10 protein-coding genes are annotated in these 18,507 nt (G+C 73.8%); 5 read left to right on the forward strand and 5 right to left on the reverse strand.

Going from position 1 to position 18,507, the window contains the following annotated elements; genetic code table 11:
- Window positions 1–179: 179 nt before the first annotated feature.
- Window positions 180–1,364 (reverse strand): L-2-hydroxyglutarate oxidase, encoded by a 1,185-nt coding sequence (gene lhgO, locus ACH4MY_RS37895; RefSeq protein WP_398009368.1) that lies wholly within the window; start codon window positions 1,362–1,364, stop codon window positions 180–182.
- A gap of 113 nt (window positions 1,365–1,477) precedes the next feature.
- Window positions 1,478–2,917, reverse strand: a complete 1,440-nt coding sequence (locus ACH4MY_RS37900; protein ID WP_398009370.1) for an MFS transporter — start codon at window positions 2,915–2,917, stop codon at window positions 1,478–1,480.
- Between the two features lie 568 nt (window positions 2,918–3,485).
- Between ACH4MY_RS37900 and ACH4MY_RS37905 the strand changes: the two genes are divergently transcribed.
- Window positions 3,486–5,780, forward strand: coding sequence for an asparagine synthase-related protein (locus ACH4MY_RS37905; protein WP_398009385.1), 2,295 nt, complete (start codon window positions 3,486–3,488; stop codon window positions 5,778–5,780).
- Window positions 5,781–5,923: 143 nt separating this feature from the next.
- A complete protein-coding gene (locus ACH4MY_RS37910) occupies window positions 5,924–9,478 on the forward strand; it encodes an AfsR/SARP family transcriptional regulator (RefSeq protein WP_398009372.1) in 3,555 nt (1,184 codons plus the stop codon).
- Here the strand turns inward: ACH4MY_RS37910 and ACH4MY_RS37915 are convergent.
- Both ACH4MY_RS37915 and ACH4MY_RS37920 read right to left on the reverse strand, forming a co-directional pair.
- Complete coding sequence (locus ACH4MY_RS37915; protein WP_398009374.1) at window positions 9,465–11,546, reverse strand: sigma-70 family RNA polymerase sigma factor; 2,082 nt, start codon at window positions 11,544–11,546, stop codon at window positions 9,465–9,467. The genes ACH4MY_RS37910 and ACH4MY_RS37915 overlap by 14 nt on opposite strands.
- A 194-nt stretch (window positions 11,547–11,740) precedes the next feature.
- Window positions 11,741–12,547: a TetR/AcrR family transcriptional regulator gene (locus ACH4MY_RS37920; RefSeq protein ID WP_398009376.1), complete on the reverse strand. Its 807-nt coding sequence runs from the start codon at window positions 12,545–12,547 to the stop codon at window positions 11,741–11,743.
- Between the two features lie 335 nt (window positions 12,548–12,882).
- On the opposite strand from ACH4MY_RS37920, the gene ACH4MY_RS37925 reads away from it, so the two are divergent.
- Together ACH4MY_RS37925 and ACH4MY_RS37930 are read left to right on the forward strand one after the other, a co-directional pair.
- On the forward strand, window positions 12,883–14,247 hold the full coding sequence (locus ACH4MY_RS37925) for an NAD(P)/FAD-dependent oxidoreductase (protein ID WP_398009378.1): 1,365 nt from the start codon (window positions 12,883–12,885) through the stop codon (window positions 14,245–14,247).
- 106 nt (window positions 14,248–14,353) lie between these two features.
- Window positions 14,354–16,030, forward strand: coding sequence for a SpoIIE family protein phosphatase (locus tag ACH4MY_RS37930; protein ID WP_398009380.1), 1,677 nt, complete (start codon window positions 14,354–14,356; stop codon window positions 16,028–16,030).
- Here ACH4MY_RS37930 and ACH4MY_RS37935 read toward each other — a convergent pair.
- Window positions 16,027–17,301, reverse strand: a complete 1,275-nt coding sequence (locus tag ACH4MY_RS37935; RefSeq protein WP_398009382.1) for an MFS transporter — start codon at window positions 17,299–17,301, stop codon at window positions 16,027–16,029. The two genes, ACH4MY_RS37930 and ACH4MY_RS37935, sit on opposite strands and share 4 nt — an antisense overlap.
- A 154-nt stretch (window positions 17,302–17,455) precedes the next feature.
- On the opposite strand from ACH4MY_RS37935, the gene ACH4MY_RS37940 reads away from it, so the two are divergent.
- The gene (locus tag ACH4MY_RS37940) at window positions 17,456–18,022 is read left to right on the forward strand and encodes a MarR family winged helix-turn-helix transcriptional regulator (protein WP_398009383.1); all 567 of its coding nucleotides are present in this window, start codon (window positions 17,456–17,458) and stop codon (window positions 18,020–18,022) included.
- Window positions 18,023–18,507 lie beyond the last annotated feature (485 nt).

The raw sequence follows: 18,507 nt of genomic DNA on the forward strand, positions 1-18,507 counted from the left end.
GCCCCGCTGGGTGACGGGCTGTACGGACTCGGCGACGGGCTGCGCGGTGTTCTCTGGCTGCTCAGACACAATGCCCCGATTCTACGGCGCCCCCCGCCCGCCCCGCCGTCCGAGACCCGTCCCACCCCCACCCGCCGGGCCCGGCCACAACGGAGTCCCCGGCCCGCGCGGCCTCGCGTCTACAGGAGGGCCAGCGCCCGACCCGCCACCTCGCGGCCGATCGGCAGGGACGCCGTAGCCGCGGGCGAGGGCGCGTTCAGCACATGGACCGTCCGCGCCGCCTCGCGGATCAGGAAGTCGTCGACCAGCGTCCCGTCCCGCAGCACCGCCTGCGCCCGCACCCCCGGCGCGGCCCGTCGCAGGTCCGACTCCTCCACCACGGGCAGCAGCCTCCGCACCGCCTCGGTGAAGGCCCGCTTCGACAGTGACCGCCGCAGCTCACCGGCCCCGTACCGCCAGTGCTTCCGGGCGATGGCCCAGGAGCCGGGCCAGGCCAGCGTGCCGGCCAGTTCGCGGGGCCGGACGACGGACCAGCCGTATCCCTCGCGTGCGAGGGCCGGGACGGCGTTGGGCCCGATGTGGACGCCGCCGTCGATCCCCCGGGTCAGGTGCACGCCGAGGAAGGGGAACGCCGGGTCGGGGACCGGGTAGACCAGGCCCCGTACGAGCGAGGGGTCGGCGAGTTCGTAGTACTCCCCCCGGAAGGGGACGATCCGCATGCCCGGGTCGTCGCCCGCGAGCCGCGCGATCCGGTCGCAGTGCAGCCCCGCGCAGTTGACCAGGACCCGCGCCCGCACGACCCGGCCGTCCGCCGTCCGCACGGCGACGCCCCACGGCCGCCGGTCGACGACGGTGACCTCCGCGCCGTACAGGATCCGGGCCCCGGAGGACTCGGCGAGCCGGGCGGACACGGCCCCGTAGTCGCAGATGCCGGTCGTGCCGACGTGGATCGCCGCCAGGCCCCGTACCCGTGGCTCGTACTCGCTGATCTGCGCGGGGCCGAGCTCGCGCACCGGGATGCCGTTCTCCCTGCCGCGCTGCACGAGCGCGTGCAGCCGGGGCAGCTCCTCGCGCGCGGTGGCGACGACGAGCTTGCCCGTCACCTCGTACGGAATGCCCCATTCCGCGCAGAACTTGACCATTTCGGCCGCGCCCTCGACCGCGAACCGGGCCTTGAGCGAACCGGGCCGGTAGTAGATCCCGCTGTGGATCACCCCGCTGTTGCGCCCGGTCTGGTGGCGCGCGAGGGCGTGCTCCTTCTCCAGGACGGTGACCCGGGTGCCGGGAGCGGCGCGCGTCAGGGCGTACGCCGTCGACAGACCGACGATCCCGCCGCCGATCACCAGCACGTCGCAGTCAAACACCAGCGCCACCTCCCACCCCCGATAGTGCACTGGCCCACTGACAATCCCGTGAAACCTCGCGCGGCGTCACGAGACGCAGGTCACGCCCGTGGGCCGTCGGGAGCCGTCACGGGTCACACGGGGGCGACGAGCAGCGGCCTCGCCCGTTCCCGCAGTTCCATGACGCGCGGCTCGTCCCCGTACGGTTCGAGACGGTGCAGGAGATCCCGTACGTACTCCGTCGTCCGGGCCGAGGAGATCCGCCCCGCCACCTCCACCGCGCGCGTGCCGGCCGCGCAGGCCGCGTCCAGATTGCCGGACTCCAGCTCGGCGACGGCGGAGACGACGAGCCGCAGCCCGTGCGAGCGGACGAACTCCTCCGTGGGCCGGGAGAGCGCCTGCTCGGTGAAGCGGCGCACCTCGCGCGGCGCCTTCAGGTCGCGGTAGCACTCGGCGGCGTCGGCGCAGAACCGGTCGTACGAGTAGAAGCCCAGCCAGGTGGGGTCGCCGTCGCCCTCCCGGGAGCGCTCAAGCCAGCCCTCGGCGGACTTGAGCGCGGCGGCGGCGGCGACGCCGTCCCCGGCCTTCGCGTGGGCGCGTGCCTCGACGAGCCGGAAGAAGGACATGGTGCGGGCGGTGGCGAGCCCCCGGTTCCGTTCGAGCGCGGCCTGGGCGAGGTCGACGCCCTCGTCGGCGAAGCCGCGGTAGGTGGCCTGGAGGGACATGGAGGCGAGGACGTAGCCGCCGAGGGGCACGTCGGCGGCGGCGCGGGCGAGCCGCAGGGCCTGGATGTAGTAGCGCTGGGCGGCCTCCTGCTGCCCGGTGTCGAAGGCCATCCAGCCGGCGAGCCGGGTGAGCTCGGCGGTCGCGCCGAAGAGGGCCCGGCCGACCTCGTCCGAGTAGGAGGCGAGGAGCAGCGGTGCCGCGTCCACGCGTAAGCATTCGGGGACCATGGAGGAACGCCAGTCCCCGCCGCCGTACTTGGAGTCCCAGCGGCGCGCGTCCTCGGCGGCCTCGCGGAGTTTGGCGACGTCGCTGTGGCCCACGCGCGCGTGCTCCCTGTCGGTGGCGGCGGTGATGCCGCTCGCCGGGGCCGGTGCCTCGCGCTCCACCGACGGATCGGCGGGGGTTATCAGCCAGCGGGACGCGGGCGTCGCGTACGCGCTCACGGCGAAGGATCCGGCGAGTGACTGCCAGATGCCGCCGCCGGTCCGCCGCCCGGCGAGATCCAGCCGGTACAGGTCGGTGGCGGAGCGCACGGCCTCGCCCACGTCGCGCGGGAAGGCGAGTCCCACCTCGGGCGCGGGGTCGGCGTCGGCGAGGCCGATCTCGTGCAGGGGCACGGGCCGGCCGAGCTTCTGCCCGATCGCGGCGGCGATCAGATGCGGGGCGGCGCCCTGCGGCACCATGCCCTTCGACACCCATCGGGCGACGGAGGTCTTGTCGTAACGAAGCGTCAGTCCTCGTTGGGAACCGAGGTCGTTGACGCGCCGGGCGAGCCCGGCGTTGCTGATTCCCGCGAGGGCGAGAACCGTGCCGAGCTTTTCGTTCGGCCCGCGTTGCTCCCTGGACATGACGCCACCCCTCGACAACCCAGACGGCCGCCACGACGCCGGGCATAGGCGTGCGGCATTCGTAAACACAGCGTAGTTCGCCGCATCCCTACCGTTAAGGGGCGGTGTTCCGTATGGCGAGATTGTTGTGTGAAAGGCCGACGGGCGGGCCCGGTGGCCGCTCTCGTGCTCCCGCCGTGTGGCCGTGCGCCCGGCCGTGCGCTCTCTCGGGCCCGCCGCGAGAGCGCTTCCATGAGTAGCGCGTGGGTCGGCCCGCTCGGCCGGGAACTGTCCCGGACCGGTGGGCTGGGGGATACCGCCGCCCCATTCCCCGCGGGCGGCGGACGGCGCCGGGAGGCGGGAGCGCCTCCCGGACTGCCGGTGGCGGGTGAGGAGCGGTGAGCGCGGGCGGGTGCCCGGGCGCCTTCCACCCCCGCCGGGGAGGGTCGATATTTGGCCGAATGACGCCGGTGTCCAACTGGCCCATGCCAGGGGCGCATTCGGCTTTCGCGCGCGTGCGCCCGGACTCCGCCCCGTGCGCCGTTGTCGTGGCAGCATGTCTCCCACCGAAACGGATGTGGAGGCGCCGATGCGATGGCTGGTGGGCTGGAGCAGTGTCGCCGCGAACCTCGCAACGACGGCCGGGGCACGGGCGGGGTCGGTGAGCGGCCCGTACGGGACGGCTTCGGCCCCCGGCGGATACGGCTCGACCGGCGGCGGATACGGCCCGGCCTCCGGCGGATACGGCACCTCGGCGTCCACGGGCGGCGGGTACGGAGCGACCCGCCCGGCGGACGGCGGCTACGGAGATCCGTACCCCGCCGGCTCCGGCCGGGCCGCCGCCACCGAGGGGCGCACGGTGCAGCCGGTCGGCGCGCAACTCCTCTGGGGCGACCCCGATCCCCTGTGGGCGGTCGGCGACTGGCGCCCGGACGAGGTGCGCGTGGTGGCCGTCGACGACCACACCCGCCTCGCCGTGCTCGGCTGTTGCGCCGCGAGCGACGAAGAACTGAGGATCGGCCTGCTCACCGCGCGCGGGGGCGCGTTGCGGCATCTCACGGCCTGGCCCGGCAGCTACACGGCGGTCGTCAAGGCCGGCCGCCGGGTCACCGTCACCGGTGATCTCGCGGGCGCCCGGCCGGTGTTCCACACTCCGTGGCAGGGCGGCACCGCCTTCGCCACCGCCGCCCTGCCCCTGGCGGACCTCGTCGAGGCCCAGCTCGACATCGGCCATCTCGCCGCGCTCCTCGCCTGCCCGGAGACCCCGGAGGCGCTGCGCGACTCCACCCCGTACGAGGGCGTCCGAAGGGTCCCGCCGGGGCACGCGCTGATCCTGCGGGAGGGCGCGCGCGAGATCACCGGGTACGAGCAGGTGGCCTCGCTCGCGGTCGCCGCGGCCCAGGTCGATCCCCGGCAGGCCGTCGAAGCGGTCAAGGACGCCCTGGTCGGGGCCGTACGCGCCCGGCTCACCGCCCCCCGGCACGCACCCGGGGCCCCGCTTCCCGATCCCGGCCCCGTGCCCGGCATGGGCCCGGCCGACCGGCGCGCGGCCAGGGGCGGGGGCCCGGCACCCGGCATCGGCGCCGACCTGTCCGGCGGCAGCGCCTCCGGCACGCTCGCTCTGCTCGCGGCGGGGCTCCCGGGTGTGCCGGGCACGATCATCGGACACGGCACGGGCGCGGGGGAGCGGCTGCTCGCCGTCACCTTCAACGACCTGGCCACGCGCGCGGGCTCGGGCCGTGCGGACGAGCTCAAGCGGGCCGGGGAGATAGCGGCCGACCCGCGCCTGCACCACGTGGTCGTCGCGGCGGGCGAGGACGCTCTCCCGTACGCCGCTCTCGACGGGCCGCTCACCGACGAGCCGGGCCCCTCGCTCGTCGTCGCGGAACGTCACCGGAGGCGGTTCGCGGGCGGCAGCGCCGACCACTTCACCGGCATGGGTGCCAAGCAGGTCCTGGACGCCCACCCGGCGCGTCTCGCGGACCTCCTGATGGACCGCAGGCGCCGCTCCCTGGTCCGTCCCGTGACGGCGCTCGCCAAGGCGTCGGGCCCGTCGGCGGGCTCGCTCCTGGTGCCGCTGACCGTGTACCGGGCGGCGCGGAAGCTGGCGCGTACCCCGTACCGGACGGGTCTGGAGGCGGCGGCCCAGCGGGTGCTGGAGGCGAACCGCACGGCGCAGGACGGCTTCGGCCCCCTGGAGGCGTCCCTCTCGGCGCTCACCTGGTCGCGACCGGGGCCGGCGGCGCGCTGGCTGACGGGGGAGGCCCTCGCTGAAGTATCGGTTCGTCTGAACCGGGCGGCGACCCTGCCGACCTCCGTCCAACGCCCGGGGGAAGCACGCGCGCGTGCCGCCCTCGCGAGAGCGGCGGCCGACCACCGGGTGCTGGAACAGGCCGCCGAGATCCGCGGCCAGCGCCTGCACGCCCCCTTCCTCGACAACCAGGTGGTACGGGCCTGCCGCGAGCTCCCCGAAGCGCTCCGGGTCCAGCCGGACGCCCGCGCGGGCGTGCTGCGCACGGTCCTCTCGGGCGCCGGCATCCACGACCTCCCGACGGGCTGGGGCGCCCCCCACCCGGCGGTCCCGGCCGCCGCCGCGCGCGCGGGGCTGCGCGCCGCGCTCCCCCACCTCATCGCCCTCTTCGACGCCCCGCTCCTCGCCGACGCGGGCCTGATCGAGGCCCGCGTGGTCCGCGAGGCCCTCCGCGCGGCGGCCGACGGCGCCCCCGTCCCCCTCGACGGCCTCGCCGACCTCGTCTCCACCGAACTCTGGCTCCACCGCCTCCTCGCCCGCCGGGGCTCCTGCTGGACCAACACGACGGAACCCCGCGCCCACCGCGCGGTCCAGGGCCCACTGATCCCCGCGACGAGGTCGCTTCAGGCGTGAGGGCGGGTGAACCCGTGGAGACCGCGGCGGAGGCGGCCGAGCGGGTCGCCGCCGGCACCTCGGAGTTCCGACGGCCGGGCCGCGAGCGTCATCCCCGGGTAAACCCCGAGGCGTACGTCAGACTCGGCGGACACAATGAGCCGGTGCGGTATCTCATTCTCGGCACCACCGAGGCCCTCGGCCCCAGCGGCACCCCCCTTCCCCTCGGCGGAGCCCGGCTGCGGGCGCTCCTCGCCGCGCTCGCGCTGCGCGGCGGACGGGCCGCCTCCGTCACGGAGCTCGCCGACGACGTCTACGGGGACGCCCCGCCGCAGGACGCCCCCGCCGCCCTCCAGGCCCTCGTCGGCCGTCTCCGCCGGATCCTCGGCAGGGAGGCCGTCGCCTCCACACCCGGCCCCGGCTACCGGCTCGTCGCCGTCCCCGAGGACATCGACCTGTACGTGTTCGAGCGCCGCGTCAGGGAGGCGGGCACCCGCCTCGACCGCGACGACCCCGACACCGCCGCCGCCCTTCTCAGGGAAGCCCTCGGCCTCTTCCGGGGCCCCGCGCTCGCCGACCTGCCCGATCCGGCGGGCGTCCGGCCGGAGGCCCAGCGGCTCGCCGCGCTGCGGCAGCGCGTCGAGGCCGATCTCCGGCGGGGCGTCACCGACGGACTCGTACCGGAGCTGACCGAGCTCACCACCACGTACCCGTACGACGAGGCCTTCCGCGCCCATCTCATCCGCGCCCTGCGGGCCGAGGGCCGCCACGCCGACGCCCTCACCGCCTACGAGTCGGCCCGCCGTACCCTCGCGGACGCCCTCGGTGCCGATCCGGGCCCCGAACTCGTCGCCCTCCACCGGGAACTCCTCGCGGGCCCGCCTCCGGCACCTGCCCCGGCATCTGTCCCGACTCCGGCCCCGGCCCCTTCCCGTCCGGGCACCCCTGCGGGGCCACCGACGAGCGCCCGCCCGCGGCCGTCACCCCAGCCGCCCTCGCATGCGCCCTCGCGGTCGGCACAGCGGCCGGACCCGTACGCCGGTTCGGAGCCGGAACTCGCCCCCCGGACGTCCACCCGGACCCCCCACGCCCCACCCGGGGACACCCCGACCCGGAACGCCTCCACCCCTGCTCCTGCCCCTGCCCTCACCCCCGGCAACATCCGCCCCCGCCTCACCTCCTTCGTCGGCCGTGAGCCCGAGCTCGCCGCGCTCCACACCGATCTGGGCCGCTCCCGGCTCGTCACGCTCACCGGCCCCGGCGGGTCCGGCAAGACCCGCCTCGCCGAAGAGGCGGCGGTCAAAGCCGCGGGCCCCGCCGCCTGGATCGCCGAACTCGCCCCGCTCGACGACCCCGAGGCCGTCCCCGGCGCCGTCCTCTCCGCGCTCCGCCTCCGCGAGGTCAACCTGATCACCCGCGAAGGCGCTCCCCTCAAGGACGACCCCACCGCCCATCTCGTCGAGTACCTCGCCCGCCGCCCCTTCCTGCTCGTCCTCGACAACTGCGAGCACGTGATCGACGCGGCCGCCGCCCTCGCCGAGACCCTGCTCACCCACTGCCCGGGGCTCCGCGTCCTCGCCACCAGCCGCGAACCCCTCGGCGTCCCCGGTGAATCGGTCCGCCCCGTCGAGCCGCTGCCCCGCGCCCCCGCGCACCGCCTCTTCGCCGAGCGCGCCCGCGCCGTACGCCCCTCCTTCGACCTCGCGCGGGACGGCGCGACCGTCGACGAGATCTGCCGGCGGCTCGACGGTCTGCCGCTCGCCATCGAACTGGCCGCGGCCCGGCTCCGGCTGCTGACCCCGCGCCAGATCGCCGACCGTCTCGACGACCGGTTCCGGCTCCTCACCTCCGGCTCCCGCACGGTGCTGCCCCGCCAGCAGACCCTCCGCGCGGTCGTCGACTGGTCCTGGGACCTGCTCGATCCCGACGAGCGCACCCTGCTCCGCCAGGTCTCGGTCTTCGCCGGCGGCTGGGACCTCGCCGCGGCGGAGGCCCTCTCCCCGCGCGCCGCCGACGCGCTCGGCGCCCTGGTCGACAAGTCCCTCGTCGTCGCCACCCCCACCGAGGGCGGCGAGATGCGCTACCGGCTCCTGGAGACCATCCACGAGTACGCGGCCGAGCGCGCCGCCGAGACCCCGGCGCTCCTCGCCGCCGCCGAGGCCACCCACAACGCCCATTTCACGGCGCTCGCCGAGGCCGCCGAGCCGAAACTCCGCTCGGGCGAGCAGCTGCCGTGGATCGAGCGGATCGAGGGCGACCTCGACAACATCCGTGCCGCCCTGCACCGCACCCTGGTCAACGACCCCGACGAGGCCGCCGCCCATCGCCTCGTCTTCGCCATGGGCTGGTTCTGGTGGCTGCGCAACTACCGCCCCGAGGGCCTGGCCTGGGTCGACCGCGCGATCGTGCTCGGCGACGACCCGGCCGATCCCGCCGACCCCCGCTACTGGCCGCGGATGCACCTGCGCATGCTGCAGTTCTTCCTCGCGGTCGAGAGCCACACGATGGGGGACTACCAGAAGCCCGAGATGATGGAGCTGGTCCGGCGGGTGCGGGGCGCGTTCGGTGACCGGCCGGGGCCGGAGGCCGCCCGCTTCCCGGGCCTGCTCTGGCCGTTCACCGCGTACCTCACCGAGGAACCGGTCGTGATCCGCGGACTCCTCGACGTGGCCGTCGCCAACTGCCGTCGGCACGGCGGTGAGTGGGAGGTCGGCGTCAGCCTCATGTTCCGTACGCACATGGTCGTCGACATGCCCGGCGGCATGCCCGGCGTCGACGAGGACCTGGCCGAACTCCGGGTCCTCGCCCGGCGCGTCGGCGACCGCTGGATGGGCGCCCAGATCGCGAGCGCGGCGGGAGAGGCCCATATGATGCGCGGCCGCCACGAGGAGGCGGGCGAGGCGTTCATGGAGGCGCTCGGTCTGGCCCGCGAGGTCGGCGCGCACGCCGAGTCCCCGTTCCTCATCGCCCGCCTGGCGGAGCTCGCCTACCGGGAGGGCGACATGGAGAGTGCCGAGGCGGGTCTCGACGAGGCCTCGCGGGAGGCGGAGATCTACCACGTGCGCGACACCAGCGTGTACGTCTGCTTCCTGCGCGCCTCCCTCGCCCTGTACCGCGGCGAGGTCGCCGAGGCCCGCGCGCAGCTGGAGGTGGCGGGCCGGACGGTCGACACCGGTGCGCCTCCGCCGCACTTCGCAGCGGTGCTGATCGGGCTCACCGCGCGCGTGGAGGCGCGGGAGGGCGCGGGCATCGCCGCCGTCGTGACGGCCGCCGGCGCTCTGCGGACCGCGCGGGACGCGCTGTGTGCGGACTTCATCATCATCGGACTGACGGAGGGCCTCGCGGTCACCCTGTCGGAGGCGGGCGAGGCGGAGCTCGCCGTACGGATCCTGGGCGCCGTCGACAACAAACTCGACGACATGCCGCGCTCGGTCCCGGGGCTGCGGGAGGTCGAGGACGTGACGGCCCGGGCGCTGGCCGCACTCGGCGCCTCCGGCCTCGCCGCCGCCCGTGAGGCGGGTGCCGATCTGGAGGTCGACGAGGTCCTGCCCCTGGCGGAGTCCCTGATCGAGTCCCTCACGGGTTCCCCTTCCGAGTCCCTCACGGGTTCCCGTACGGAGTCCCCCACTGAGTGCCCGTCCGAGTCGCCCGTCGAGCCCCTCACCGCCCCGACCATCGACTCGTCCGCGCAGAAGGGCGGGAGCGTCAGGCGCAGCTGATCCGCGACTGCGCCCAGTCGGCGACCGCTGCCCGCCCGAACGGGGTGTGCTCCTCCACCACGAGCCGGATCGTGCGGCGGCCGGAGATGTCGACGTGCACCGGCACCGGCGGGTCGCCCGCCCGGACCACGTCGGAGCGCCAGAGCCGCTCCTCGTCCCCGTACACGGAGAAGCGGACGCCGCCGACGCCGAGCAGGGCGCTCAGGTCGTCGACACCGACGATCGCGTCGTAGCTCGTGCACTGCCGGTTGAGGTCGATGAGCAGGGACGACGGCGCGTGGACGCTCACCCCGTGCGCGTACGGGGTGCCGCCGACGGAGAGCCCGTCTCGCTGCCACATCCAGCTGCTGTCGGAGAGCGCCACCTCGGGCTTGGTGCCGTCGCCGAAGATCCCGTACTCCAGCTCGTTGACCTGGTAGACGGACGGCGGTTCGGGCGGCGGCTTCGGCTTCGACGAGGGCTTCTCGGGGCTCGGCGTCGGCGTCGGCGTGGGAGTCGGCGTCGGGCGGGGCTTCGGCGGCGGTGTCGGCTCCGGTGTCGGCACCGGCGGCGGCGTGGGCTTCGGCGAGGGCTTCTCGGGGCTCGGAGTGGGCGTCGGCGCGGGGGCCGGAGGCTCGGACCGTACGGGCGGAGCCGGGGGTACGGGCGTCGGCGTCGGCTTCGGCGGAGGCGCCGGCTTCTCCGGTACGACGGGGGTGACGACGGGCTGCGTGGGCTTCGGGGCGGCCACGGGCTGCGGTTCCCCGGCCATGGCCCAGACGAGTCCGGCGGCGGCGGCGACGGCCACGGCGGCGGCGATTCCGGCCTTCGCGGGCGCGCCGAGCCCCTCGGCGGCCGCGCCACCGGAGGCCACGCCCCCGGAGGAACCCGAGGCGGCGGCCGCCGCGCCCGCCGCACCCGCGCCGACGGCGCCGCCGGCGACGACACCGGCGGCCTTGAGCGAGTATCCGGCGGCGAACCAGCCGATGACGGCGACCGGCAGCAGCGCGGGGATCCCGGCGTTGACATGGGCCAGTTCACCGGCGGCGAGCCGGCACTTGGCGCACTCCTCCAGGTGTTTGCGGAGCCCGCGCTCGGCGCGCATCCGCAGTCCGCCGCGCGCGTAGGCGCCGAGCCGGTCCGCGTACCGGGCGCAGTCTCCTCCGGCGGTCAGGGACTGGCTGACATGGGCCTGGAGGTAGGCCTGCTTGAGGCCTTCGCGGGCGCGGCTGGCGAGCACGGCGGTGGCGTTGGCGGTCAGGCCGAAGAGCGGAGCGACCTCGCTCGGGGACTCCTCCTCGACGGTGGTGTGCCAGAGGACGGCCTGCCAGCGCTCGGGCAGCGAGCGGAAGGCCTGCATGGCGAGCGACTGTTCGGCCTCGTGCATGGCCAGGACGTCGGCGCCGAGGTCGAGCCCCGCCCCGAAGGAGGCGGTCTGGTCGGAGACCTCCGAGGCGCGGGCGGCCTCCGCCGCGAAGACGGCGAAGTCCTCGACGAGGTGTTCCCGCTTCTGGGTCCTGGCCCAGTTCGCGGCGACCCGGCGGACGGTGGTCATCAGATAGGCGCGTACGGCCTGTTCGGGTCCTGCGCCGCCCCGGACGGCCTGGAGGGTGCGGGCGAAGACCTCGGCGGTCAGGTCGTCGGCGGTGTGCGCGTCCCGGCAGCAGGTCCTGGCGTACCGGCGCACGGCCTCGGAGTGGCGGCGGAACAGCTCCTCGTACGCGGAGTCGTCGCCCTCCCGCATGAGCTGGACGAGTTCGGGGTCGGAGGGCGGCAGTTCGACGGGTGGCGGGAGGACGGTGTCGGGTTCCTCGTCCTCGAATGCCGTACCGGAACCGGCCCGGTCGGTGAACTCCTCGAAGGCCTGGCCCGCTCCGGCCCCGGCCCCGGTCCCGGTTCCGGTGCCCGCCGCCCGTCCGGCGTGCGCGCCGCGCTGCGGCGGCACGCTCGCGTCGAGCGGCTCGGCCTGCCCCGGCGCGCCGGAGAGACCGCCGGGCCTGCCCTGGCTCGGTACCTGCCGGGAAGAAAGGCCCCCGGTCTCCGGGGCGCGGCCGTTGTCCAGTGGCTCGTCCCGACTGTCACCGCTCATCGCGGAAGCCCCCGTACGCACGCTCAGACCCGAACAACGGCCAAGCCTGCCACAGAGCGCGGGCGCGCCGAAGCGCCGCGTCCACTTACCACTCGTCCGGGGCGACTTCGAGTATCCGGGCGTAACCGCTCACACGTTCGTGTCATGGTCATTGGTCCGCCCGGACCACGAGGACGCCGCCGCGCGGGGAACTCCTACCGGGAGCGCAGTCCTTCGAGGAGGATGTCGAGGAGTCGGCTCGAAGCCGCCGCCTGCTGCACCGCGTCCGGCAGGGCCGGTGCGGCGGTGGCGATGACGAGGAGGACGTCCGCCACGGTCACGTCGGTCCGCAGCTCACCCGCCTCGCGCGCCCGGTCGACCAGCCGGCCGACGACCTCGAGCAGCTCCGCGGCACCCGCGTCGTCCTGCTCGTCGGCCGGTACGGCCCTCGGAGCGACCACGCGTGCGTCGGACTGCTCGGCGACACCGCGCTGGTACGGCACGCGCGCCGCGTCGTCCGTGCCACTGCCGAGAGGCAGCACCGTGACGTCGTCCACGCCCACCCGCAGCACCTGCGGCGGAAGGAGCCGGCCCGCGCCCGAGGCCACCGAGGTCCGCAGGAACCGGGAGAGAGCCGACCACGGCTCGTCCTCCTGGCCCAGCGCGGCCCGCGCCTGCTCGGTCAGCCGGGAGGTCTCCTCCTCGGCTATCCGCCTGACCAGCACGTCCTTGCTCGGGAAGCGCCGGTAGACGGTGCCGACACCGACGCGGGCGCGGCGTGCCACGTCCTCCATCGGGGCCCCGTAGCCGAGCTCGCCGAAGACCTCGCGCGCGGCGCGCAGGACATGCTCCAGATTGCGCTGGGCGTCCACCCGCAGCGGTGCGGACCTACCGCCGACCACCGACGCGCCATGGCGCTCGGAGCCGCCGACGCCCGTGTGGAGGCTGTCGTCCACGGTCGCCGTTCCGGCGCCCGTCTGCCAATGTGAATCCTGAATATGCATAAGCGTTCCCCCGCTCATGATGTCTCCCCCCGGAGACTCCCCGCCCTGACACGGGGCTCCCGGTCGACGAGCGCTTCGGTCCACGCGCTCCCATCCGACACCCCGACGAAGTACGAACATAGTTGAGTCCGGGTCAATTCAGAAGGGGGAGTTCCGTACGGTGCGCCCCCCGATCGGAGCAAGGACCGGAACACTCCCGATTCCGACCCTCCGCCGGACCCGTCGCGCCCACCCTGACCTGCGCCGTCTCCTCCGCGCGCCCCGGGTGCGCCACCCCACGCCTCCGTACCCCTCCGGTCACACAATTTGTCGGGGCTGTGGACAAACCACGGACGGCGGTGCGTCATGGGACAGTGACCGAACCTGCGCGCATTCTCGTCGTCGGCGGTGGCTACGTCGGCATGTACACCGCGCTGCGCCTCCAGCGGCAGCTCAGGGCCGAGCTGAGAGCCGGCGCGGCCGAGATCGTGGTGGTCACCCCCGAGCCGTACATGACGTACCAGCCGTTCCTGCCGGAGGCCGCCGCCGGCTCGATCTCCCCGCGCCATGTCGTCGTGCCGCTCCGCCGGGTCCTGGACCACTGCCGGATCGTCATCGGCGAGGTCCGGTCCGTCGACCACGCCAAGCGGACCGCGACCCTCGCGACCCTCGCCACCGCCGAGGAGGGCACCGGCGCCGTCGACCTCACCTACGACGAGCTGGTCGTCGCGGCGGGCTCGGTCTCCCGCACCCTTCCGGTCCCCGGCCTGCTCGACCACGGCATCGGCTTCAAGACCGTCGAGGAGGCCATCGGCCTGCGCAACCACGTCATCGAACAGATGGACATCGCCTCCTCGACCCGCGACCCCGCGCTCCGCGACGCCGCCCTCACCTTCGTCTTCGTCGGCGGGGGGTACGCGGGCGTGGAGGCGCTCGCCGAGCTGGAGGACATGGCCCGGTACACGTCGCGGTACTACCACAACGTCAAGCCCGAGGACCTGCGATGGATCCTCGTCGAGGCCTCGGACCGGATCCTGCCCGAGGTGGGCGCGGAGATGGGCCGGTACGCGATCCGCGAGCTGCGCGGCCGCAACATCGACGTGCGTCTGGAGACCCGGCTGGAGTCCTGCGAGGACCGCGTCGCCGTCCTCAGCGACGGCACCCGGCTGCCCACCAGGACCGTCGTCTGGACCGCCGGGGTCAAGCCCGCCCCCGTCCTCGCCGCGACCGACCTGCCGCTGAACGAACGCGGCCGGCTCCGCTGCACGGCCCGGCTCGCCGTCGAGGGGGTCGACCACGCCTGGGCGGCCGGTGACGCCGCCGCGGTCCCCGACGTGACCTCGGACGAGCCCGGCAGGGAGTGCGCGCCCAACGCGCAGCACGCCGTCCGCCAGGCCAAGGTCCTCGCCGAGAACATCGCGGCCTCCCTGCGCGGGCAGCCGCTCAAGGAGTACGCGCACGCGTACGTCGGCTCCGTCGCCTCGCTCGGCCTCCACAAGGGCGTCGCCCACGTCTACGGACGGAAGCTCAAGGGATATCCGGCCTGGTTCATGCACCGCGCCTATCACCTCAGCCGGGTGCCCACCTTCAACCGCAAGGCCCGGGTCCTCGCCGAGTGGACCCTGTCCGGCCTGTTCAAACGAGAGATCGTCTCCCTGGGCTCACTGGAACACCCCCGCGCCGAATTCGAACTCGCCGCCGCACCGCCACCCGACCACGGCGACAAGCCGTCGTCCTGACATCACTGTCAGTGCACTCGTCCACACTGGACGTGTGACCATAGGTGGGCTCACACCTGCACAGCGTGACTCTGCACGGCACCGACACCACGAGGCATACAGATCCGTGAACTTCACCCGTTGGAGCGCCCGGCTCCCCGGCACACAGCGCCGCGCGGCGCGGGGGACCGAAGGCTCCGTGCCCGCCGCCCGCGGTGAGTACGCGAAGCAGCTGGGGCGACTCATCGACGACGCGGCCGACGCGGCCGATGCGGCCGGCGCCGGCGAGACCGCCGACGTCCCCGCCCTGGAGGACTTCTCCGTACGGGAGCTGCTCGGCCGTCTCCCCGGCCTGGTCGCGCTCGTGTACGGCCCGGAGCACCGCATCGCGTACGTCAACGACGCCTATGCCGCCGCCTTCGGTCCCCGCCCCGCGGGCGCCGCCGTCGCCGACACCTGCCCGGAGGCCGAGGAGCTCGGCCTGCTGCCGCTCATGGACCAGGTCCTGCGCAGCGGCAAGCCCCGTACGGTCAAGTCCCGCCGCACCCAGGACGGCGGCTCCTACACGGTGACGTGCCTGCCCGTGGAGAGCCCCCACCTCGACGGCGGCGGGGTCCTCGTCCACGCCGCCGACGTCACCGACCACGCCGAGGCGGCCGAGCGGCTGCGGGCCAGCGAGCGCCGGCACCGCGAGACCGCGGTCACCCTCCAGCGCTCCCTGCTCCCGCAGGACCTGGAGCAGCCCGACGACCTGCGGATCGCCGCCACCTACCAGCCCGGCGGCACCGACGCGGCCGTCGGCGGCGACTGGTACGACGTGATCACCCTCGGCGCGGGACGCACCGCGCTCGTCATCGGGGACGTGATGGGCAGGGGCGTGCGCGCCGCCGCCGTCATGGGCCAGCTCCGCACCGCCGTCCGGGCCTACGCGCGCCTGGACCTGCCCCCGCACGAGGTGCTCCAGCTGCTCGACGGCCTCGCCGCCGAGATCGACGCCAGCCAGATCGCCACCTGTGTGTACGCGATCCACGACCCCAACGAGGGCAAGCTGGTCTACGCCTCCGCGGGCCACCTCCCGATCCTCGTACGGGACGAGGACGGCAGCGTCCGGCGTGCCGAGGACCCGACGGGCCCGCCGCTCGGCACCGGCGGCTGGCTGCACACCTCCGGCTCCATCGCCCTGCCGCCCGGCTCCACCGCCGTCCTCTACACCGACGGCCTGGTCGAGCGGCGCCGCGAGGACATCGACGAGGGCGTCGCCGCCCTGGCCCGCGCGCTCTCCGGTGCCAGCGGTACCCCGCAGGTGGTCTGCGACCGGCTGCTCCGGTCCCTGGGGGTCACCGCGGAGCACGACGACGACGTGGCCGTCCTGGTCGTCCAGCACCCCTCCCGCAAGGGATCGGACGCGGAGCTCTTCCACAACGCGGCGCTGGAACTCCTCGGCGGGGTGGAGGCCGCTCCCCGCGCGCGTGCCTTCGCCTCCGGGGTCCTGTCGTCCTGGCGCTTCCCGGTCGAGCTGCGGGACCTGGGCGTCCTCGCCACCAGCGAACTCGTGGCGAACTCCCTCCAGCACGGCACCCCGCCCATGCGGCTGCGGCTGCGCCGTACCGACCGCCGCCTGATCATCGAGGTGACGGACGGGGACGACCATCTGCCGCGCCGCCGCAGGGCGGAGACGGAGGACGAGGCGGGTCGCGGAATCTCGATCATCGCGACGATCGCCTCGTCCTGGGGGAGCCGCCGCACACCGGGCGGCGGCAAAGCGGTCTGGTGCGAGTTCGCCCTGCCGGACCGGTCGGCCTAGGCGGACGCGGTCTCGCTCTCGCGGACCGGTTCGTGCCGTGCGACCACCTTCGAGGGCTTGAGGGCGAGCGAAGGCTGGTTCTGCTCCGGGGTCAGCTGCTTTCCGAGCCGTACGGCGAGGAAGGTGATGCCGAGCGAGAAGAGCACGAAGGTCACGATGTACGGACCGTGCAGCGCGGCCCCCATGGGCCCGCCCACGGCCGGCCCGACGGCCAGTGCCAGCTGCTTGACCAGCGCGAAGGCCGAGTTGTACTGCCCGACCATCGACTCCGGCGCCAGATCGGCGACCAGCGGCGCGACGGTCGGCGACAGCATCGCCTCGCCGAGCCCGAAGAGGGCGTACGTGGAGACGAAGGCCGCCGTGGCCATGGCCTGGCTGCCGTGACCGAGGCCCGCGTACCCGGCGATGAGCCAGGCCACGGTCCAGATCAGACCGACGGCCGCGATCACCCGGCTCCGCTTGCGGCGCTCGACGAACTTCAGCACCAGGAACTGGGCGGCCACGATCACCGCCGTGTTGGCGGCCAGCGCGAGGCCGAGCGTCGAGGGCTGGATCCCGGCGGCCTCGGTGCCGTACGCGGCGAGACCCGACTCGAACTGTCCGTAGCAGGCGAAGAAGAGGACGAAGCCGAGGACGCAGAGCTGCACCATCGCCTTGTGCCCGAGCAGCGCGCGGACGCCGCCGCCCTTGCCGCCCCCGGAGGGACGGGCGCCCTGGAACGCGGGGGAGCCCGGCATCCGCACGGTCCCGACGATCGACGCCAGGACCAGGAACATCGCCGCCTCGATCGAGAACAGCAGGATGAAGCTGCCCGGACGGCTCGTGTCGACCAGCAGCCCGCCGATCAGACCACCGACACCGAGACCCAGGTTCTGCAGGAAGAACTGCGTGGCGAAGGCCCGGGTGCGGCCGACGGGCGTCGAGCACCAGACGATCATCGTGGCGAGGGCCGGCTGGAGCACCGCCGTACCCGCACCGAGCAGCGCCGCGGCCCCCACGGCCGCGGGCACGCTGGAGGCGAAGCCCATCGCCACAGCGCCCACGGCGGCGACGACCGAGGCGACCAGGAGCACGGGCACCGGCCCGCGCCGGTCGATGGCCCGCCCGCTGAAGGGCAGCACCACGAGGGCGGCCATGGCGAAGACGGCCAGGACGATGCCCGCCGTCGCCGCGCCCAGATCCCGCACCTGTGCCACGTACACATAGAGGTACGGCACGGTGAAGCCGAGTCCGAACGCGCTCAGCGCGCTGCCTGCCTGAATACGGCGCATCGCTGCGCCCCTCGCCTTGGTCACACTCACCCACTTCGATCGCAGGTTCAGAGGTGTAGCCCTGAACCTTGAAGACTTCAACGCTAAAGTTCGATCCTTAACAGTACACACCGAAGGACTTCAACGCCAACGAGACCCGTGGGATACTCGCCGCATGTCCGACACCTCAGAGCGGTCCGGTCCGCAGGCTCCGCAGGAGCCGAGCCTCGACGAGCAGATCGCCGCCTACCAGCGCGAGTTCCGCGACCTCGACCCGCAGGTCGAGAAGGTCGTCTCCGCCCTCGGCCGGCTGAACCGACGGATGAACGTGGCGTACGGACGCCAGCTCGCCGACCTCGGCATCAGCAACGCCGAGTGGGAGGTCCTCAAGACCCTGGTCCTCTCCGGCGAGCCCTACCGTCTGGGCCCCGGCGAGCTCGCCAAGCGGCTGGGCCTCACCCCGGCCGCGATGACCCATCGCATCGACCGCATGGCGGGCGAGGGCCTGGTCACCCGCGACCGCGACGAGAACAACCGCGTCCGTGTGATCGTCGAGCTCACCGACGAGGGCCGCTCGAAGTGGCTGGAGGCCATGCGGATGGCCACGGACTTCGAGGAGGAGCTCCTCCAGGACCTCACGACGGAGGAGAAGGGTGTCCTCGGCGAGATCCTCATCCGTCTGCTGCGCCGCGTGGAGCTCACCCAGCCCGACGCCGGCGGCCGTCTGACGGACCTCGACTGAGGTCCTCCCGGGTCACCTGAGGAGGGGTTGACACGCCCCTGCCGGATGCGTACTGTTCTCCGAGTTGTCACGGAGCCGGAACGGTTCTTCGACAACCACTCCGCCGCTGATAGCGGCACCTCTACTCAGCACGAACTCCCCACCGGGAAGAATTTCGGCATGCCGAAATTCATTTCGAAAGTCTCGATTATGAGATGCCGGGGAAATCCGCTAGAGTTTGAGACGTCGGAACGGCCCAACAGCCGGAAAGACAAACCCCGCTGACCGGGGATCAGACGCCGAAAGGATCTGATAGAGTCGGAAACGCAGGAAGGGCCCGGAGCGAAAGCGAAGGGGACCGGAAAGCACCGAGGAAATCGGGTCGGAAAGATCTGATAGAGTCGGAAACAAGAAATACCGAAGGGAAGCCCGGAGGAAAGCCCGAGAGGGTGAGTACAAAGGAAGCGTCCGTTCCTTGAGAACTCAACAGCGTGCCAAAAATCAAC

The sequence above is a fragment of the Streptomyces sp. NPDC017246 genome (genome assembly GCF_044331325.1).
Taxonomy (GTDB): Bacteria; Actinomycetota; Actinomycetes; order Streptomycetales; family Streptomycetaceae; genus Streptomyces.